This window comes from Mesorhizobium sp. 131-2-1 (assembly GCF_016756535.1).
In the GTDB taxonomy this organism is placed as follows: domain Bacteria; phylum Pseudomonadota; class Alphaproteobacteria; order Rhizobiales; family Rhizobiaceae; genus Mesorhizobium.
The window spans coordinates 5,068,405-5,086,217 of the sequence record NZ_AP023247.1 but is presented as its reverse complement, the minus strand read 5'-3'; the positions used below and the strand labels follow the sequence as shown (position 1 = coordinate 5,086,217).

The window sequence follows — 17,813 nt, the reverse complement described above, 5'->3', positions numbered from 1 at the left end:
AGAGGAGCGGCATGAATTTCCTGGTGACCGGCGGCGCCGGTTTCATCGGTTCGGCCGTGTGCAGGCACCTGTGCGCCAATCCGGCCTATCGCGTAACCAATCTCGACAAGCTCACCTACGCCGGAAATCTTGAGTCGCTGCGGTCGGTCGAGAACGCGCGCAATTACAAATTCGCTCACGCCGATATTTGCGACGAGAGGGCGGTGCTGGAGATCTTGCACCGCGACGCCATCGACATCGTCATGAATCTCGCCGCCGAGAGCCATGTCGACCGCTCGATCGACGGACCCGACACCTTCATCGAGACCAACATCGTCGGCACGTACCGCATGCTGAGTGCGGCCCTGGAATACTGGCGCGACCTGCCGCAAGGGCGCAAAGGCCGCTTCCGTTTCCATCAGATCTCGACCGACGAGGTGTTCGGCGCTCTGCCGTTCGACGGCGGCATGTTCGTCGAGGAGACGCCCTATGCGCCATCCTCGCCCTACTCCGCCTCGAAGGCCGCCTCCGATCATCTGGTGCGGGCCTGGCACGAGACCTATGGCCTGCCGGTGGTGCTTTCCAACTGCTCGAACAATTATGGGCCCTATCATTTCCCCGAAAAGCTCATCCCACTGGTCATCCTCAACGCACTCGACGAGAAACCGCTGCCGATCTATGGCGCCGGCGCCAATGTGCGCGACTGGCTCTATGTGGAAGACCATGCCAGGGCGCTGGAGCTTGTCGCCACGAAGGGGCGGCCGGGCGAAAGCTACAATGTCGGCGGCAATTCGGAACGCAGCAATCTCGGCGTCGTCGAGGCGATCTGCGATCTTCTTGACCGTCGACGGCCGCGCGCCAGCGGCGGCAGCTATCGCGACCTGATCACTTTCGTCACCGATCGCCCGGGGCATGACCGCCGCTACGCCATCGATGCCTCCAAGATCGGCCGCGATCTCGGCTGGTCACCGAGGGAGGACTTCGACACGGGTCTGGCAACGACCGTCGACTGGTACCTCGACAACGAATGGTGGTGGGGGCCGATCCGTGACCAGCGCTATTCCGGCGAGCGGTTGGGCCGGGCCGCGGGCGGGAAGGGCGCGGCGTGAGACTTGTCGTGACCGGGCGCGCGGGCCAGGTGGTTGCCAGCCTGCTTGAGGCCGGGCAAGGGCTGGAGGGGGTGCGGGTCGTCGCCGTTGGCCGACCGGAACTTGACCTGGCTCGGCCCGATACGGTGTTCGACGCACTGGCGGCGTCAAGGCCGGATATCGTCGTTTCCGCTGCCGCCTACACCGCTGTCGACCAGGCCGAAGACGAGAAGGATATGGCCTTTGCGGTCAACGCCGCCGGCGCCGGCGCCGTCGCCCAGGCAGCGGCGCGGCTCGGCGTTCCCGTCATCCATCTTTCGACCGACTACGTCTTTGACGGCACCAAGGACGGGGCCTATGTCGAAACCGACGCCACCGCTCCGCTCAACGTCTATGGCGCCTCGAAGCTTGCCGGCGAACAGGCGGTGGCGGCGGCCAATCCGCGTCATCTGATCCTGCGCACCGCGTGGCTCTACAGTCCTTTCGGCAGGAACTTCGTTGAGACCATGATGAGGTTGGCCTGCGACCGCGACGAGATCGCGGTGGTGGCCGATCAATGGGGAAACCCTACCTCCGCATTCGATGTCGCCGCCGCTATCCTGCAGGTGGCGGCGAGGCTCGATGGCGACGGCGATTTCGATGCCTTTGGCATCTACCATCTGGCGGGAAGCGGCGAGGTCAACTGGAGCGGTTTTGCCCGCCAGGTCCTGGAGATGAGCCGTGCGCATGGCGGTCCGCATGCGCGGGTTCGCGATATCGCCACCAGCGACTATCCGACCAGGGCTAGACGCCCCGGCAATTCGCGCCTGTCGACGGCGAGGTTCGGGAGCACGTTCGCCTGGCAGGCGCCGGACTGGCGGCTGTCCGCGCAAAGGGTGGTGTCTCGTTTGCTGGGAAAGGGAAAAGGCGATGCGGGCGGATCCTTCGCCGGCTCGGATCGGCTGTAGCGATCTCCAATGTTGCACCCCAACTGTCCAGTCCGGCGCAGTCCGCGCAAGCAGATCAATTTGCAGACGAGAAGTATGCAGGCCTTCAATCCTGCGTGCTTCCAAAAAAATATATGGCGATGATCTCAACTCCACGCTATGCGATAACGGGGTGAAGGGGCTGGGGAATGGCGCTCTGGATCGGTGCAAGGATGATGATCTGTCCGGCGCCAGTCTAGCGGCAATGTCTTCGTGCCTGGAGTTCAGTACTACCCAATGACATCCTATGTAGAAGCCGTGTCCGGACTTCGACCGAAGATGCGGCGTGCTATCATCATGCTTCAGGACATCGTCATGGTCCTGATCGCGGTGGCGCTCAGCCTGGTTTTGTCGCAGTCGAGGCTGTCGTTCGACGCGTTCTCTTATGGCGGCCTGGCCTGCTGGGCGGTCATCGTGCTGATTGCCCATCTGCTGTTCAGATATTGCGGCCTTTACAACACCGTTTGGCGATTCGCCTCGACGCCCGATTTCTTCAACATCCTCAAGGGCTGCGGGATCCTGACACTAGCCCTCTATTTGTCCTCGCTCGCCTTCCGTTTCTTCCAGCCCGTCACCGGCCTCAACGAGCGCCAATTCATCGTCTTTTTCCTCGTCTCCTTCACCATCATTTCCGCGCCTAGGCTCTACTACCGGTTCCTGCGCGACGGTGCGAGCTGGCGCATTCTCGGCCGCGGGAAGGACGCAGGCGACGCGCGGACCAAGCAGGCGCTGTTCATCGGCAGGTTGAGCGAGGCCGACGTGATCATCCGTTTTACGCGCACCGCGCAGCCCGCCGAGTATGCCATCGCCGGCATCATGGCGATCGAAGGCGGGGCGCCGCTGGGCACGCAGATCCAGGGCGTTCCGGTGGTGGCCGCCCGCCCGCGGCTGGTCGAAGTGCTCGAGGAATACGCCAGGGGCACGGAAAATATCGACCTGCTTATCTTTGGCAATGGCGCCGAACGCGAGATCGAGGAGTATTCGGAGCTGGTTCGCGTCGCCCGCCACAGCGGCATCGCCGTCGTCCAGTTCTCGGGCTTCTCGGAACTTGGGCAAGGCGGCAAGCTTGTGCTCGACGCCGTCGAGATGGAAACCATCCTGCGCCGCTCGACCGTGCCGTCCGACATCGAACGCATCGGCGCCTTCGTCCGCGGCAAGCGCGTACTGGTCACCGGGGGCGCCGGGTCCATCGGCCGCATCCTGGTCAAGCGCTCGCTGGAACTCGGCGCGGAGGCCGTTCTGGTCGCCGACATTTCGGAATTCGGCATCTTCCAGCTCGACCAGTCCATCGGCGAAAAGGACCACGATCGCCTCAAGAGCCGTATCGTCGACGTCACCGACCGGCGCCAGATGACCCGCGTCGTCGGCGAATTCAAGCCGTGCATCATCTTCCACGCGGCGGCGCTGAAACACGTGCCGTTGCTCGAGGAGAACTGGGAATCGGCGATCCAGACCAATATCTTCGGTACGCTCGCCTGCGCCGAGGTTGCCGCCAAATGCGGGGTTCCGCAGTTCCTTTTGATATCGAGCGACAAGGCGGTCGACCCGACCTCGGTGCTCGGCATCACCAAGAGGGCGGCCGAGCAGATCGTGAGCTCGCTCCACGAAACGCAGGCCGTCGGGCAGGGCGGACGCCGTTCCGGCACCAAGTTCATCGCCGTGCGCTTCGGCAACGTGTTCGGCTCCAACGGTTCGGTGGCCACCATCTTCCAGGCGCAGATCGAGGCCGGCGGCCCCGTCACCATCACCGACCGGCGCATGACCCGCTATTTCATGACGGTGGCGGAGGCCGTCGATCTCGTCATCATGTCGGCCGCCGATGCCGAGCAGCGTGAGGGCATGGACGACTACGCCATCTATATGCTGGACATGGGCAAGCCCGTGCCGATCCTCGAAGTCGCCGAAACCATGATCCGTATGGCGGGTAAGAGCCCCTATACCGACATTCCGATCCGCTTCACCGGCATCAGGCCGGGCGAGAAGCTGCATGAGACGCTTCAGGGCGAGAATGAAGAGGTCGTCGCGCTGGATATCGCCAAGATTTTCGGCCTGCGGGCCGATGTGGTGGAGTGGCCGAGGATTCAGGTCGCGCTGACGGCGCTGCAGGCGGCGATGCGGGACCAGGACAAGGCGGCCGCCCTTTCCGTCCTGGCGGGCCTGCACGAGGCCGAAAAGATTCCGACCGGGGCACTGCGGGCAGCCAGCCCGAAAGCGGTTGGACAGGCAGGTTAGGCCTGTCCCGCGCGACGATGATTGGCTATTGAAGCCAACCCGGTAACCTCGCGGACTGGCATTCGGTTGCGCCGGACCTGGATCGTCGACGGCGGAGCAACATTGGATGACCCCGAAAGGGCCGAAGCGAACCTTCGATCTTGTGGCGGCGGCGGCGATGCTGGTGGTGGCGTCGCCCGTGCTGCTTGTTGCCATGCTGGCCATCAGGGTGTCGTCACCCGGGCCAGTTCTGTTTTCCCAGGCCAGGGTCGGGCAGGGCGGTGTGCCGTTTCGCTGCCACAAGCTGCGGACCATGTACCGGGGAACGCCGTCGCTACCCACGCATGAGGCGCCCTCGCACGCCGTTACCGCCGTCGGCAAGGCGTTGCGCGGGACCAAGATCGACGAGTTGCCGCAGCTTTGGAACGTTCTGAAGGGTGAGATGAGCCTGGTCGGCCCGCGCCCATGCCTGCCCACGCAGACGGAGCTGATCGAGCGGCGGCGGGAACTGGGCGTGCTGTCGGCGCTTCCCGGCATCACCGGCCTCGCGCAGATCCGGGGTATCGACATGTCGGACCCGAGGCTTTGCGCCGAAACCGATGCCGCCTATCTGCAGACTGCCTCGCTCGGCCTCGATCTGAGGATACTGCTGGGAACCATCTATCGCGCTTGAGCGGCGCGCGAACGGCTCCGCCGCGCCAGTTCAGCGAGCTGTTCCAGCGTATCGGTTTCCGGCGCCCAGCCCTCCGAGGCGAGCAGCGACGGATCGCAAATCTGCGTTGCCGTCAGGGCTTGCCATGCACGGCCCTTGCCGAACAACGTTGCCGCCATCCGCATCGGGGCGGCCGGCACGGCAACCCGTCGCGGCGGCCGTCCAAAACCGCGCCGGAAGGCGGCGATGATCTCGGAGATTGCGGCAGGCCGCCGGTCGCCGGCGAGATAAATGGGCCGGAGCGGCGTCGGTTTGGTCAACAACCGCAGCACCGCGGCGGCCACGGCGCTGGCCGAAATCAGCGAGCGGGTTCCGGTCAGGGCCGCTGTCGGCAGCGGCAGGGCGCTGTCGGCAAGCCGCATCAGCGTTGCCAGGTTCCCTTTCATGCCCTCACCATGAACAGGCGGCAGGCGCAGCACTGCGGCGTCGGAACGGCCCGCCGATCGATAGGCGTCGAGTGTCCTGATCTCGCCATCGCGCTTCGAGCGGCCATAGGCGTCTTGCGGGGCAGGAACCGTTGCCTCGTCGATCGCGCCGCTGAAATCCGAGCCGACGACCGCCCGGATCGACGACAGATAGAGGAAGCGCCCGCTTGCCCGCGCCGCCGCCGCATGCGCGAGCCGGCCGGTCAGCACTCCGTTCACCGCCATATAGTCCGCCTCGCTTGCGCCGTGGTCGTTGTTCAACGCCGCGCAGTGGACGACGTGTGTCACGCCGTCCATCATTGCCAGGAAGGCGTCGGCAGGGGCGTCGATGCCGGGCAGCTGGACCACATCGTCCGCCCGCTCAGGCCGTACCGGGCGGCGCGAGGCGATCCGCACCTCGAACCCGGCATCGTTGAGGTGGCTCACGATCTGGCGTCCGATGAATCCCGTCGCGCCTGTGACCAGCACTTTCATGGCGTTGTCCCGGCTTTGCGCATGGCCTTGGTCAGGCAGCCGGCGCTGTGGCCGTCGCCGGCTCCTGCGGCAGCCTCTGCTGGCGTCCCGACGCAAGGTAGGTCCCGGATACCATGAAGACCATGAAGGTCGAATCGAGGATATCGTGGCCGAGCAGGATGCCGGTCAGTCCGCCGATCAGGTAGACGATCACCGTGACGACGACCATCGTCGCGCCGAAGCGCTCGAGCGGATCGGCGCTGAGGCGCAGAACCTTTGCGGCGTTCAGCGCGGCGACCACGAAGATCGCCGCGAGCGTGATGGCCCCGGGCAACCCGGCCTGCACCAGCGCGGTCAGAAAGCCGTTGTGGAAATGGCTGAAGCCCATGGTCATGCCGAACTGGTCATGGAAGCCTTGCTTCATCAGCGCCTGACTGGCGGCGATGCCATGTCCGAAGATGGGAGCGTCCCGGAATGCACCCAGCCCGATCTGCCACAGCGCCACGCGCAACCCAGTCGCGGTCGCGTGGTCGCCCTTGGCAAGCGCGTCCCAGTCGCTGAACAGGAAATCCGCGCGTTCCGATACAATTTGGAACCCGACGATGGCGATCACCAGCGACATTGCGACGGCGATCAGCAGCAGGCGTGCTAGACTTGCCTGCTGCAGTCGGCGCCGGTTGATCAAGAGCACGGCGATGCCCGACACAGGTATGGCTAGCCAGATGATGCGGGTGCCCGAATAGAGGATGGCGATGATGCCTGCCACCACCGCCGGGATCAGAAGGCCTTTGGCCCTTTCAATGCCCGACAGCGCCCCGGCCACGCACATCATGACGCCGAGACAGGTGACCGTGGCGAACGGAATGGCGTTTCCGGCCCCGCCTTCGGCCCGCATGCCGAGCCAGTAATATTGCACCACGGCCAGCACAAGGGCGCCAAAACATGCCGCCATGCTGGCGACCACGACGATGCGGGCAAGGGTTGCCTTCGCGGTGATGCTCCAGGTCGAATAGGAGATCGGGAATAGCAGGAAGGTGACCAGCGCCAGGAGATGCGGCGCATCGGCCCCGAGCGCGTTGTTGACGGCCGACGCCAGCACGTATGCCGCGCAATAGGCATAGATCGCCACGGTCATGGCGAGCATCGGCGGGTCGAAATTGAAGCGTCGCCGCTTCAGGGCGAGCAGCACCACCGACCAAAGGCCGCCGCCGTTGAACACGAAGCTCACGGCCGAACCCAGAACCGGCGGACAAAAGAAGCAAAGGACGGAGAAGTAGATGTTGATCTGCGCCGGCGTGAGGTGCCGTTTGATGGATAAAAGCCGGTTCAATGCTCTGTTTCGCAATGTCTGGGGTCTGTGGGGCGCCGGCGGCGGGCCCGCTCACCTTTGAAAGTCATTTTGATGCCGTGACGCGCCGGGTGGCATTGGTGGCGGTATAGCGGCTGGGTCCGATTCCCGATAGTGCGGCCGCTCGAGCGCTCATCACAAATCGGCAGCCTGGCTCGCATCCGCGTGACCGCAAGCCCCAGCGGCAGGCTGGTCGCCGTCACCCCGAAAGGCAATAGTTTCTCCGTCCTTTCGGATGCATCTGGCGGCTGGGCAGGATTTTCCCATATATGCGCCGATCGTGGAAAATTCATTCCTGATTGGCCGTTTGGCGGGCGCGTCTGGCATTGTTCCCGGCAATCGCGATCTGCTAGAACGCCGGCACGAATGTCCAGAAGCAAAGCTTGAACCGGGCTGTTTTTTAGGAACAGGTGCCTGATCCGTTGATGCAAGGTCTGGATGGCACGAGAGAACGCTCACAGTCCATGAATATCGCGCTTACGCACCTGCAGCGGCTTGAGGCCGAATCCATCCACATCTTCCGCGAGGTTGCGGCCTCCTTCTCCAAGCCTGTCATGCTCTACTCGGTCGGCAAGGATTCTTCCGTGCTGATGCATCTGGCGATGAAGGCCTTCTATCCGGCCAAGCCGCCCTTTCCCTTCCTGCATGTCGACACCACCTGGAAGTTCCGCGAGATGATCGCCTTCCGCGATCAGATGGCGCAGAAGCTCGGCTTCGACCTCCTGGTTCATGTCAACGAAGATGGCGTGCGCGACAACATCAACCCGTTCGACCATGGCTCGAACACCCATACCCATGTGATGAAGACGGTGGCGTTGCGCCAGGCGCTCGACAAATACGGCTTCGACGCCGCCTTCGGCGGCGCCCGTCGCGACGAGGAGAAGTCGCGCGCCAAGGAGCGTATCTTTTCCTTCCGCAACGCCCAGCACGCCTGGGACCCGAAGAACCAGCGGCCGGAAATGTGGAAGATATTCAACACCCGCATCGCCACCGGTGAGTCGATCCGCGTCTTTCCGCTGTCCAACTGGACCGAGCTCGATATCTGGCAGTACATCCTACAGGAAGACATCCCGATCGTGCCGCTCTACTTCGCCAAGGAACGGCCGGTCGTCGAACGCGACGGCATGCTGATCCTCAAGGACGACGATCGCATGCAATTGCGTCCGGGCGAGGCGATCGAGAACCGGATGGTGCGCTTCCGCACGCTTGGCTGCTATCCGCTGACCGGCGCCATCGAGTCCGATGCCGACTCGCTGGAGGCCATCGTCGGCGAGATGCTGACGGCGCGCACCTCGGAGCGCCAGGGCCGCCTCATCGACCGCGACGAGGCGGGCTCCATGGAAAAGAAGAAGCGCGAGGGGTATTTCTGAGCATGCGCCACATCTTGGCCAAGAGCCTCGCCCCCACCGACGGTATCCGCGAATACATGGCCGCGCAGGAGAAGAAGTCGCTTCTGCGCTTCCTCACCTGCGGCTCGGTCGACGACGGCAAGTCGACGCTGATCGGCCGCCTCCTGTCGGACACCAAGCAGATCTTCGAGGACCAGCTCGCCGCGCTGGAGCGCGATTCGCGCAAGCACGGCACGACCGGCGACGACATCGATTTCGCGCTTTTGGTCGACGGCCTCGAGGCCGAGCGTGAGCAGGGCATCACCATCGACGTCGCCTACCGCTTCTTCGCCACGCCGAAGCGTAAGTTCATCGTCGCCGACACGCCCGGCCATGAACAGTACACGCGCAACATGGCGACCGGCGCCTCGACCGCCGATCTCGCCATCGTGCTGATCGACGCGCGCCAGGGCGTGCTGCGCCAGACGAGGCGCCATTCGATCATCGCCTCGCTGCTCGGCATCCGCCACATCGTGCTGGCCGTCAACAAGATCGACCTCGTCGGTTTCGACCAGGCGGTGTTCGACAGGATCGTCGAGGACTACAGCCAGTTTTCGCAAAGCCTCGGCTTCCAGACGATCGTGCCGATCCCGATGTCGGCCCGCTATGGCGACAATGTCTCCAGCCGTTCCGGCAACATGCCGTGGTATTCGGGGCCGACGCTGATCGAGCATCTGGAAAGCGTATCGGTCGACGAGGCGGCGGTCGAATTGCCGTTCCGCTTCCCGGTGCAGTATGTGAATCGCCCCAATCTCGATTTCCGCGGCTTCGCCGGCACCATCGCTTCCGGGTCGGTTTCGCAGGGCGACGAGGTCGTCGTCGCCAAGTCCGGCAAGTCGTCCCGCGTCAAGCGCATCGTCGCCCACGGCGGCGACCTCAGCCAGGCGGTCGCCGGCCAGGCGATCACGCTCGTCCTCGACGACGAGGTCGAGGTCTCGCGCGGCAACATGCTGGTCGCGCCGTCGGCCCGACCGCAGGTCGCCGACCAGTTCGCCGCCAACATCGTCTGGTTCGACGAGCATGCGCTGCTGCCCGGCCGCTCGTACATCCTGCGCACCGAAACCGACCAGGTCAGCGCTACCGTCACCGAGCTGAAGTACCGCGTCAACGTCAACGATTTCGCGCATGAGGCGGCGAAGTCGCTGGAGATGAACGAAGTCGGCATCTGCAACTTGTCGACGCGTTCGCCGATCGCCTTCGACAATTTCGCCGAAAACCGCACCACTGGCGCCTTCATCCTGATCGACCGGATCAGCAATGCGACCGTCGGCGCCGGCATGATCCTGCATTCGCTGCGCCGCGCCGAAAACATCCACTGGCAGTCGCTCGATGTCGGCAAGCGCGGCCGTTCCGACCTGAAGAACCAGCGCCCGGCCGTGTTCTGGTTCACCGGGCTCTCCGGCTCCGGCAAGTCGACCATCGCCAATCTGTTCGAGAAGAAGCTGTTCGCCTCCGGGCGCCACACCTACATCCTCGACGGCGACAATGTCCGCCACGGCCTCAACCGCGACCTCGGCTTCACCGATGCCGATCGCGTCGAGAACATCCGCCGTGTCGCCGAAGTCGCCCGCCTGATGGCCGACGCCGGGCTGATCGTCATCGTCTCCTTCATCTCGCCCTTCGCCGCCGAGCGGCGCGTGGCGCGCGAGCTGATGGCGGATGGCGAGTTCGTCGAGGTGTTCGTCGACACGCCGTTCGAGGAATGCGCCAGGCGCGACCCGAAGGGCCTCTATGCGCGCGCGCTGAGCGGCGAGATCAAGAATTTCACCGGCGTCGATTCACCCTATGAAGCTCCGGAGAACCCCGAAATCCATCTCAAGACGCTCGGCAAGACGGCCGAGGAGATGGTAGAGGCCCTGGAACTCTGGCTGAACGAGCGCGACATTGCCGAAGACCAATACGACAGCGGCGGCGGCATCTGACGACGAGGCCATGCTCGGCGTGTTCGAGCGCCTGGCGCTGGATGCCGGGCGCGAGGTGATGCGCGTCTTCCACGAAGGCTGCGCCGTCGACAGCAAGTCCGACAACTCGCCGGTGACGGAAGCCGACCGCGAGAGCGAGAAGATCATCCTCGCCGGTCTGCGCGCCGCCTATCCTGACATCCCTTGCGTGGCCGAGGAAGAGGTCGCGGCGGGCATTGCGACGCCCGATCTCGATGGCGCCTTCTTCCTGATCGATCCGCTCGACGGCACCAAGGAATTCGTCAACCGCCGCACCGATTTCACCGTCAACATCGCGCTCGTCCGCCACGGCGTGCCGGCGGTCGGCGTCGTCTTCGCGCCTTGCACCGGGCGTTTCTTTTCGGGCCGGCCGGGCAGGGCGGAAGCGCTCGAGGTCGACGGCGACTTTCGCATCACCGGACGCCGTCCGATCGCCGTACGGACAGGGGGCACGCCGCTCGCCGTGGTCGCCAGCCGCTCGCACAACACGCCGGAAACCGACGCCTTCATCCGCGACCTTGGGGCTGCCGAGATCGTCTCGGTCGGCTCGTCGCTGAAATTCTGCCTCGTCGCCGCCGCCGAGGCCGATGTCTATCCGCGCTTCGGCCGCACCATGGAATGGGATACGGCGGCAGGCGACGCCGTGCTCAGGGCCGCCGGCGGCATGACGCGCACGCTGGACGGTGAGCCGCTCGCCTACGGCAAGCGCAACCAGGTTGATGACGCGGATTTCGCCAATCCGCATTTCATTGCGACGGGCAAGAGCGCCAGCGCCGCTTGAAAGGCCTCAGGCCGCCGCGACGTGCGCCGAGTTCGAGCCGATGTAGTTGCGGATCGTCTCGATGATGCGGTCCTGGTCGGCTTCGCTGAGATAGGGGTGCATCGGCAGGCAGAGGATCCGCTTCGGCAGCTCTTCCGAGACGGCAAGGCCGGTCGGCGTGCGCGGATAGTCGCGATAGGCAAGCTGCACGTGCAGCGGCTTCACGTAGTAGATGACCGAAGGAATGCCCTTTTCCGTGAGATGCGCCTTCAGCCCGTCGCGCTTCGGCGTCTCGATGGCGTATTGCGCCCAGGCCGAGCGGCTGCCGTCGAGATTGCGGGCGGCGGTGACGATGTCGCCGAGGCCTTCGGCGTAGCGCCGCGCCACCACCTGCCGGGCAACCATCTCGTCTTCCAGGATGGCGAGTTTCTCGATCAGGATCGCCGCCTGCAGCGTGTCGAGGCGCGAATTGATGCCGACGCGGATATTGTCGTACTGGGTCTCGCCCTTGCCATGGAAGGCGAAGGATCTGAGCTTGTCGGCCATCGCATCGTCATTGGTGAACATCGCGCCGCCGTCGCCGTAGCAGCCGAGCGGCTTCGCCGGATAGAAGCTGGTCGAGCCGACATGGCCGAAGGCGCCGCACATCTTGGCGTCGGCGGAACCGCCGATCGATTGGGCCGCATCCTCGATCACCAGCAACTCTTCGCGGCTGGCGATCGCCATGATCGCCTCATAGTCGGCGGCGAGCCCGAACAGGTCGACCGGAATGATCGCCTTCGGCTTCAGCCGGCCTTCCTTCTTGATCATCTGGATCGCCGCCTCGAGGCTGGCGATGTCGATGTTGTAGGTGTCGGGATCGACGTCGACGAAAACCGGCTCGGCCTTGGCCAGCGCCACCACTTCCGCCGTGGCGGCAAAGGTGAAGCTCGGCACGAACACCGCGTCGCCCGGGCCGATGCCGGCCGCGAACAGCGGCAGGAGCAGCGCGTCGGTGCCGTTGGCGCAGGCCACGACATGCTTGGTGCCGACGTAAGCCGCGAGCTTGTTCTCGAATTCGGTGACCTGAGGTCCGAGGATATAGCGCCCTTCATCGACGACGCGGTCGATAGCGGCTTTCAGCCGGTCGCGGATACGTTCGCGCTGCGCGCCAAGATCGATGAACTGCATGTTTGCCTCAACAAGGGTTGGTGCGTGTCGCCAGGGCAAGCGGCGGGGCAATGACGCGCACAGAAACAACAACTTAACTGGCCGCTGGTACCAGACTTGGGCAATCCGAGAAAGCCGGCCCCGCGGGGCGGGGGGCTGCGCGGATGTCGCAGCCTGTTACCGCCTATCTCCACCGCTTTGCCCCAAGATGCCGGAAATCCGGCCTTTGCAAGGCGCAATCGGCACCTTTTCTCGCGCCTTTTCAGCCGGTGGAAACATAAAGTGATCAGCCGGCTGAGCAGCCTTGCCGCCGGATGGACGGTTGGTCAGGCGATTTCGTGACGCCAGGGCGGATTGGCGCCGGCGCGCGACACCGTCACCGCCGCCGCCTTGGCGCCGAGCGCCAACGCCTGGCGGATCGCGTCTTCCGACAGGTCGCCGATCGCCGCCTTGGTGAGCAGGCCCTGCTCGTGCAGCGAGGCGAGGATGCCGGCATTGAACGTGTCGCCGGCACCGACCGTGTCGACCACCGTTACCTTCTGCGGCATCACCGTGACCCTGTGGTTCTTGCTGTACCCAATCGCACCCTCGCTGCCATGGGTGACGACGATCAGCTTGGGGCCGCGATCCAGCCAGTTGCGGATGACGTCCTCATGTGAGCCGGCCTCGTCGAACCAGTTGAGGTCCTCGTCCGACAGTTTCACGATGTCGGCCATCGCCATCATCTCGCGGATGCGCCTGAGATGCTTTGCCTTGTCGGGGATGAAGTTCGGCCGGATGTTGGGATCGAGCATCATGACGCGGCTGTTGTGCTCGCGCCGCATGAACTCCTCATACGCCGACCCCGCCGGTTCCGAGATCAGGCTGATGGCGCCGAACAGCATCGCTTCGATCTCGGCGCCGAGGTTCGGCAGATCCTCGATGGTCAGCATGCGTCCGGCGGTGTTCTCGTCGTAGAAAGTGTAGGTCGCCTGGCCGTTGGTGAGCCGCACGAAGGCGAGCGTCGTCGGGCGAGGGGAGGTGTGCGCGTAGGTCGAGCTGACCTTGCTCGCGCCGAGCGCCTCGCGGAACTGGCCGCCGAACAGGTCCGAGGACAGGCCTGAGAAGAAGCCGGCCGGCGCGCCGAGCCGCCCAAGCGCGATCGCCGTGTTGAACACCGCGCCGCCGACATAAGGCGCGAAGGCGGCCTCACCCTCCGTCGTCGTACGCGGCAGCATGTCGATTAGGGCTTCGCCGCAGCAGAGGATCATTGTTTCTCGGTCTCCGGCGGATAGATCACGCCCTTGCGGATGATGATGTTGGCATAGAGCCGCGGCTCGCTGGTGGCGACGATGGCGTGCGCGGCCTTGACCCGTGCATAGAAGTCGGCGCCGGCCAGCGCAACCACCTTATGGCCGGGCGCGCGCCTGGCGCAGACCGCTTCCATCTCATGATGGACCGGATCGGCAAGCGCGGGATCGCCCTTGACCGAGGCGCGAAACAGCGCTTCCGGCACGGCGTCGTCCACCGGCAGCACGCTCAATATGGCGTCGAGCACGGGAACCAGATGATGGCCGTCGGCGCGGATCAGCCGGTGCGCCTGCTCCGCGGCCGGGTAGTTGCCGTCGACCAGCGCGATCTCATCGCCATGGCCCATGGCGCGCAGCGTCGCCAGAAGCTCCGGGCCGAGCAGCGACGGGATGCCGATCAGCATGCTCAAGTGCTCCTGGAAATTGTGGTCGAGCCAATCAGGAAGCGCTCCGACAGCGGCAGGCTGGCGCCGCCCAGCGCCCGCGCATGGATGCCCACGGTTCCCTCGCGCACCACCGGCAGCTTCAGGCCTTCGCCGTCGATCGTGCCGATGGCCTCTGTCACAGCATCGACGAGGCGGCCGCGCACCGAGAGCGGCATCCAGCCGTCGATCACCGCCGCCTCGAAATCGATGACCGAGGACGCCGCGACGATGGCATAGGCAAGCGCCTGCGCGGCACTGGCGATCCATGTGTCGAGCTCAGGGCCGATCTCGCCCCAGTCCTGCGGCGACGTCCACAGATGCGAGGCCTCGACCCCGCGCGCGTTGAGCGCCTTCTCCAGAATGGCGATCGAGGCCACGTCGATGAGCTGGGTCGGCTTGCCGTCCGGCCCCGGCACCGGCATCGAGCCCAGCGCGCCGGCATTGCCGGTCGGCCCGCCGAACAGCCGGCCGTTCAGCACGATGCCGCCGCCGGCGAAGGCGCCGATGTAGAAATAGACGAAGTCACGCGCTGCACCCGCCTGGCCGAAGACCAGCTCGGCGCCGCAGGCCGAGGTGGCATCGTTCTGCAGGTAGACCGGGAAGTCGCACTGCGCCTGGATGTCGGACCGGATGTCGCGGTGGCGCCATTCATCCATGATCTCGCGCGGCGCGCCGGCGGTGTCGGCCCAGTTCCACAATTCGAACGGCATGGCGATGCCGAGACCGGCAATGCGCTTGTCCTGCGCCTGGGTGAGTTCGCCGCGCATCTTGGTCATGCCGGAGAGCGCGAACTCCACCGTCTCGCGCGGCGCCGGATAGCGATAGGAGTGCTGCAGCATCGAGCGCACGTTGCCGAGGAAGTCGATCAGCACCAGCTCGGCGCTGCGGCGGCCGATCTTGAGGCCGATGAAGAAGGCGCCTTCGGGGTTGAGCGCCATGGGAATGGAGGGCTGACCAATCCGGCCGCGCAACGGCGCCTGGCGCACCAGCAGCCTGTCTTCCTCCAGTTCACGCATGATGACCGAAACGGTCTGCGCCGAGAGTCCGGTCATGCGCGCTATGTCGGATTTGGCCAGGCTGCCATGCTGGCGCACCAAGGACAGCACAAGCCGCTCGTTGTGGTCGCGCATGCCGCTCTGGTTGGTGCCGCGGTGCAGGCGGCTCTCTGCCGCATCGGGCGAACCGTGCTTCGCAATGCCGGTCTCCACCCTTGTTCCTCCCGTCGTTTCCCCTCAATGCTTTTCGTGCAGAATGAGTGAACGATGCAAGGCTGTCAATAATAAATAAGAGTGATTTAATTATTGACAGCCGCCTCGGACTGGTGTCTTTTGAGATGGCGTCCACGCTGGGAGAAATGGTTGGATGCGCTTGAGACGCCGGGTGGCCCGGCGTCCGCTATGGTTCCACTGGGAGGAAAATCGTGACCAAAAAAGCACTGCTGAAGTCCACCGTGTTCGCGGCGGCCGGGTTGGGCCTGATGGCGTTCGCCTCGACGGCATCGGCCGCCGGCGTCGGCGCCTGCCTGATCACCAAGACCGACACCAATCCCTTCTTCGTCAAGATGAAGGAGGGCGCTACCGCCAAGGCCAAGGAGCTTGGCGTCGACCTCAAGACCTATGCCGGCAAGATCGACGGCGACAGCGAGAGCCAGGTGGCGGCGATCGAAAGCTGCATCGCCGACGGCGCCAAGGGTATCCTGATCACCGCTTCAGACACCAAGGGCATCGTCCCGACGGTGAAGAAGGCGCGTGACGCCGGCCTACTGGTGATCGCGCTCGACACCCCGCTCGATCCGATCGATGCGGCCGACGCGACCTTCGCGACGGACAATCTGGAAGCCGGCAAGCTGATCGGCGCCTGGGCCGCCGCGACGCTCGGCGACAAGGCCAAGGACGCTAAGATCGGCTTCCTCGACCTGACACCGTCGCAGCCGACCGTGGACGTGCTGCGCGACCAGGGCTTCATGATGGGCTACGGCATCGACGTGAAGGACCCCAACAAGATCGGTGACGAGGACGATCCGCGCATCGTTGGCCATGACGTGACCAACGGCAACGAAGAAGGCGGCCGCAAGGCGATGGAGAACCTCCTGCAGAAGGACAATACCATCAACGTCATCCACACCATCAACGAGCCCGCCGCTGTCGGCGCCTACCAGGCGCTCAAGGCCGTCGGTCTCGAGAAGCAGGTGCTGATCGTCTCGGTCGACGGCGGCTGCCCCGGCGTGAAGTCGGTCACCGAAGGCGTCATCGGCGCCACCTCGCAGCAATATCCGCTGCAGATGGCGGCGCTCGGCATCGAGGCGATCGCCGCTTTCGCCAAGGACGGCACCAAGCCGAAGCCGACCGAAGGCAAGAACTTCTTCGACACCGGCGTCAATCTCGTCACCGACAAGCCGGCCAACGGTGTGAAGTCCATCGACACCAAGGAAGGCCTCGCCAAGTGCTGGGGCTGATGCTGGGCTGACCGGCACATAAACCTTGCGGCTGGGGGCTTGATCCCCGGCCGCATCGGGTGGACGATGCGCTTTCGTAAGCGCGGACAATCCAGGCGATAGACCGGAATGCGTGAACGGGACGGGGAGCCGTGAGAAGCTCCGCGCAGACGGGAGGAGATATGTCTCAGATTCAGGAATTCGAGAAGGTGCTTTCGAGCAGCGACACCAGCGTCGCCGCCTTCGATGAGCACGGCAAGTCGTTCGTCAAGCGCGCCCAGCATTTCCTGCATTCGACGCCGGCGGCGGTGCCGCTGATCGTGCTGGTCTTGTCGGTCGTCATCTTCGGTATCGCCATCGGCGGACGCTTCTTCTCGTCCTACACGCTGACGCTGATCCTGCAGCAGATCGCCATCGTCGGTATTCTCGGCGCCGCCCAGACGCTGGTCATACTGACCGCCGGCATCGACCTGTCGATCGGCGTGATCATGGTGATTTCTGCCGTCATCATGGGCAACTGCGCCATCACCTACGGTATGCCGACCATTCTCGCCGTATTGGTAGGTCTTGCCGCCGGCGGCGCCTGCGGCCTGCTCAACGGCCTGCTGGTCGCCTACATGAAGCTGCCGCCGTTCATCGTCACGCTCGGCACCTGGAACATCGTCATGGCGACGAATTTCATCTATTCGGCCAACGAGACGATCCGCGATGCCGATGTCGATGCGCAGGCACCGCTTCTCCACCTCTTCGCCCTGAGCTTCAGGGTCGGCTCCGCCGTGCTGACGGCCGGCGTCATCGCCACGGTCGTGCTGGTGGCGGTGCTTTGGTATGTGCTCAACCACACCGCCTGGGGCCGCCATGTCTATGCCGTCGGCGACGATCAGGAGGCTGCGAAACTGTCGGGCATCCAGACCAAGAAGGTGCTGATTACGGTCTACGCCCTTGCCGGGCTGATCGCCGCTTTCGCCGCCTGGGTCTCGATCGGCCGCAACGGCTCGATCTCACCGTCGGCCGCCGTCACCGATTACAATCTGCAGGCCATCACCGCGACGGTGATCGGCGGCATCTCGCTCTTCGGCGGCCGCGGCTCGATCCTCGGCACGCTGTTCGGCGCCATGATCGTCGGCGTCGTCTCGATGGGCCTCAACATGCTTGGCGCCGATCCGCAATGGAAAGTGCTCCTCACCGGCGTGCTCATCATCGGCGCCGTGGCGGTCGATCAATGGATCAGAAAGGTTTCGGCATAG

15 protein-coding genes are annotated in these 17,813 nt (G+C 64.7%); 9 read left to right on the top strand and 6 right to left on the bottom strand.

Features of this window, described 5'->3' with window-relative positions:
- The first annotated feature begins 11 nt into the window (after positions 1-11).
- The 4 genes from rfbB (at position 12) to JG743_RS24855 (ending at position 4,916) form a co-directional block, all read left to right on the top strand.
- Entirely contained in the window at positions 12-1,088 is a 1,077-nt protein-coding gene (gene rfbB / locus JG743_RS24870; RefSeq protein ID WP_202293489.1) for a dTDP-glucose 4,6-dehydratase, read from the top strand.
- Complete coding sequence (gene rfbD, locus JG743_RS24865) at positions 1,085-2,014, top strand: dTDP-4-dehydrorhamnose reductase (RefSeq protein WP_202293487.1); 930 nt, start codon at positions 1,085-1,087, stop codon at positions 2,012-2,014. The genes rfbB and rfbD overlap by 4 nt, the downstream gene beginning before the upstream one ends.
- A 297-nt stretch (positions 2,015-2,311) precedes the next feature.
- Positions 2,312-4,264: an SDR family NAD(P)-dependent oxidoreductase gene (locus tag JG743_RS24860; RefSeq protein WP_446720873.1), complete on the top strand. Its 1,953-nt coding sequence runs from the start codon at positions 2,312-2,314 to the stop codon at positions 4,262-4,264.
- Positions 4,265-4,370: 106 nt separating this feature from the next.
- Positions 4,371-4,916 (top strand): sugar transferase, encoded by a 546-nt coding sequence (locus JG743_RS24855; RefSeq protein ID WP_202293483.1) that lies wholly within the window; start codon positions 4,371-4,373, stop codon positions 4,914-4,916.
- Here the strand turns inward: JG743_RS24855 and JG743_RS24850 are convergent.
- Together JG743_RS24850 and JG743_RS24845 are read right to left on the bottom strand one after the other, a co-directional pair.
- Positions 4,904-5,854 (bottom strand): NAD-dependent epimerase/dehydratase family protein, encoded by a 951-nt coding sequence (locus JG743_RS24850; protein WP_202293481.1) that lies wholly within the window; start codon positions 5,852-5,854, stop codon positions 4,904-4,906. The two genes, JG743_RS24855 and JG743_RS24850, sit on opposite strands and share 13 nt — an antisense overlap.
- A gap of 31 nt (positions 5,855-5,885) precedes the next feature.
- Positions 5,886-7,163: an O-antigen ligase family protein gene (locus tag JG743_RS24845; protein WP_202293479.1), complete on the bottom strand. Its 1,278-nt coding sequence runs from the start codon at positions 7,161-7,163 to the stop codon at positions 5,886-5,888.
- Between the two features lie 482 nt (positions 7,164-7,645).
- On the opposite strand from JG743_RS24845, the gene cysD reads away from it, so the two are divergent.
- From cysD to cysQ, 3 genes are read left to right on the top strand one after another with little or no spacing between them, the layout of a single operon-like run.
- Complete coding sequence (gene cysD, locus JG743_RS24840; RefSeq protein WP_202293477.1) at positions 7,646-8,551, top strand: sulfate adenylyltransferase subunit CysD; 906 nt, start codon at positions 7,646-7,648, stop codon at positions 8,549-8,551.
- 2 nt (positions 8,552-8,553) lie between these two features.
- On the top strand, positions 8,554-10,491 hold the full coding sequence (gene cysN / locus JG743_RS24835) for a sulfate adenylyltransferase subunit CysN (protein WP_202293475.1): 1,938 nt from the start codon (positions 8,554-8,556) through the stop codon (positions 10,489-10,491).
- Positions 10,492-10,501: 10 nt separating this feature from the next.
- Positions 10,502-11,290 (top strand): 3'(2'),5'-bisphosphate nucleotidase CysQ, encoded by a 789-nt coding sequence (gene cysQ / locus JG743_RS24830; protein ID WP_202302941.1) that lies wholly within the window; start codon positions 10,502-10,504, stop codon positions 11,288-11,290.
- Between the two features lie 6 nt (positions 11,291-11,296).
- Here cysQ and JG743_RS24825 read toward each other — a convergent pair whose 3' ends face one another.
- The 4 genes from JG743_RS24825 to JG743_RS24810 all read right to left on the bottom strand — a co-directional run bounded on the left by JG743_RS24825 (position 11,297) and on the right by JG743_RS24810 (position 15,340).
- Positions 11,297-12,439, bottom strand: coding sequence for a DegT/DnrJ/EryC1/StrS family aminotransferase (locus JG743_RS24825; protein WP_202293473.1), 1,143 nt, complete (start codon positions 12,437-12,439; stop codon positions 11,297-11,299).
- 305 nt (positions 12,440-12,744) lie between these two features.
- On the bottom strand, positions 12,745-13,668 hold the full coding sequence (locus JG743_RS24820; RefSeq protein ID WP_202293471.1) for a carbohydrate kinase family protein: 924 nt from the start codon (positions 13,666-13,668) through the stop codon (positions 12,745-12,747).
- A complete protein-coding gene (locus JG743_RS24815; RefSeq protein WP_202293469.1) occupies positions 13,665-14,111 on the bottom strand; it encodes an RbsD/FucU family protein in 447 nt (148 codons plus the stop codon). The genes JG743_RS24820 and JG743_RS24815 overlap by 4 nt, the downstream gene beginning before the upstream one ends.
- A gap of 2 nt (positions 14,112-14,113) precedes the next feature.
- On the bottom strand, positions 14,114-15,340 hold the full coding sequence (locus JG743_RS24810) for an ROK family transcriptional regulator (RefSeq protein WP_202293467.1): 1,227 nt from the start codon (positions 15,338-15,340) through the stop codon (positions 14,114-14,116).
- Between the two features lie 269 nt (positions 15,341-15,609).
- Between JG743_RS24810 and JG743_RS24805 the strand changes: the two genes are divergently transcribed.
- Both JG743_RS24805 and JG743_RS24800 read left to right on the top strand, forming a co-directional pair.
- Entirely contained in the window at positions 15,610-16,587 is a 978-nt protein-coding gene (locus tag JG743_RS24805) for a sugar ABC transporter substrate-binding protein (RefSeq protein ID WP_407046035.1), read from the top strand.
- Positions 16,588-16,748: 161 nt separating this feature from the next.
- The gene (locus JG743_RS24800; protein WP_202293465.1) at positions 16,749-17,813 is read left to right on the top strand and encodes an ABC transporter permease; all 1,065 of its coding nucleotides are present in this window, start codon (positions 16,749-16,751) and stop codon (positions 17,811-17,813) included.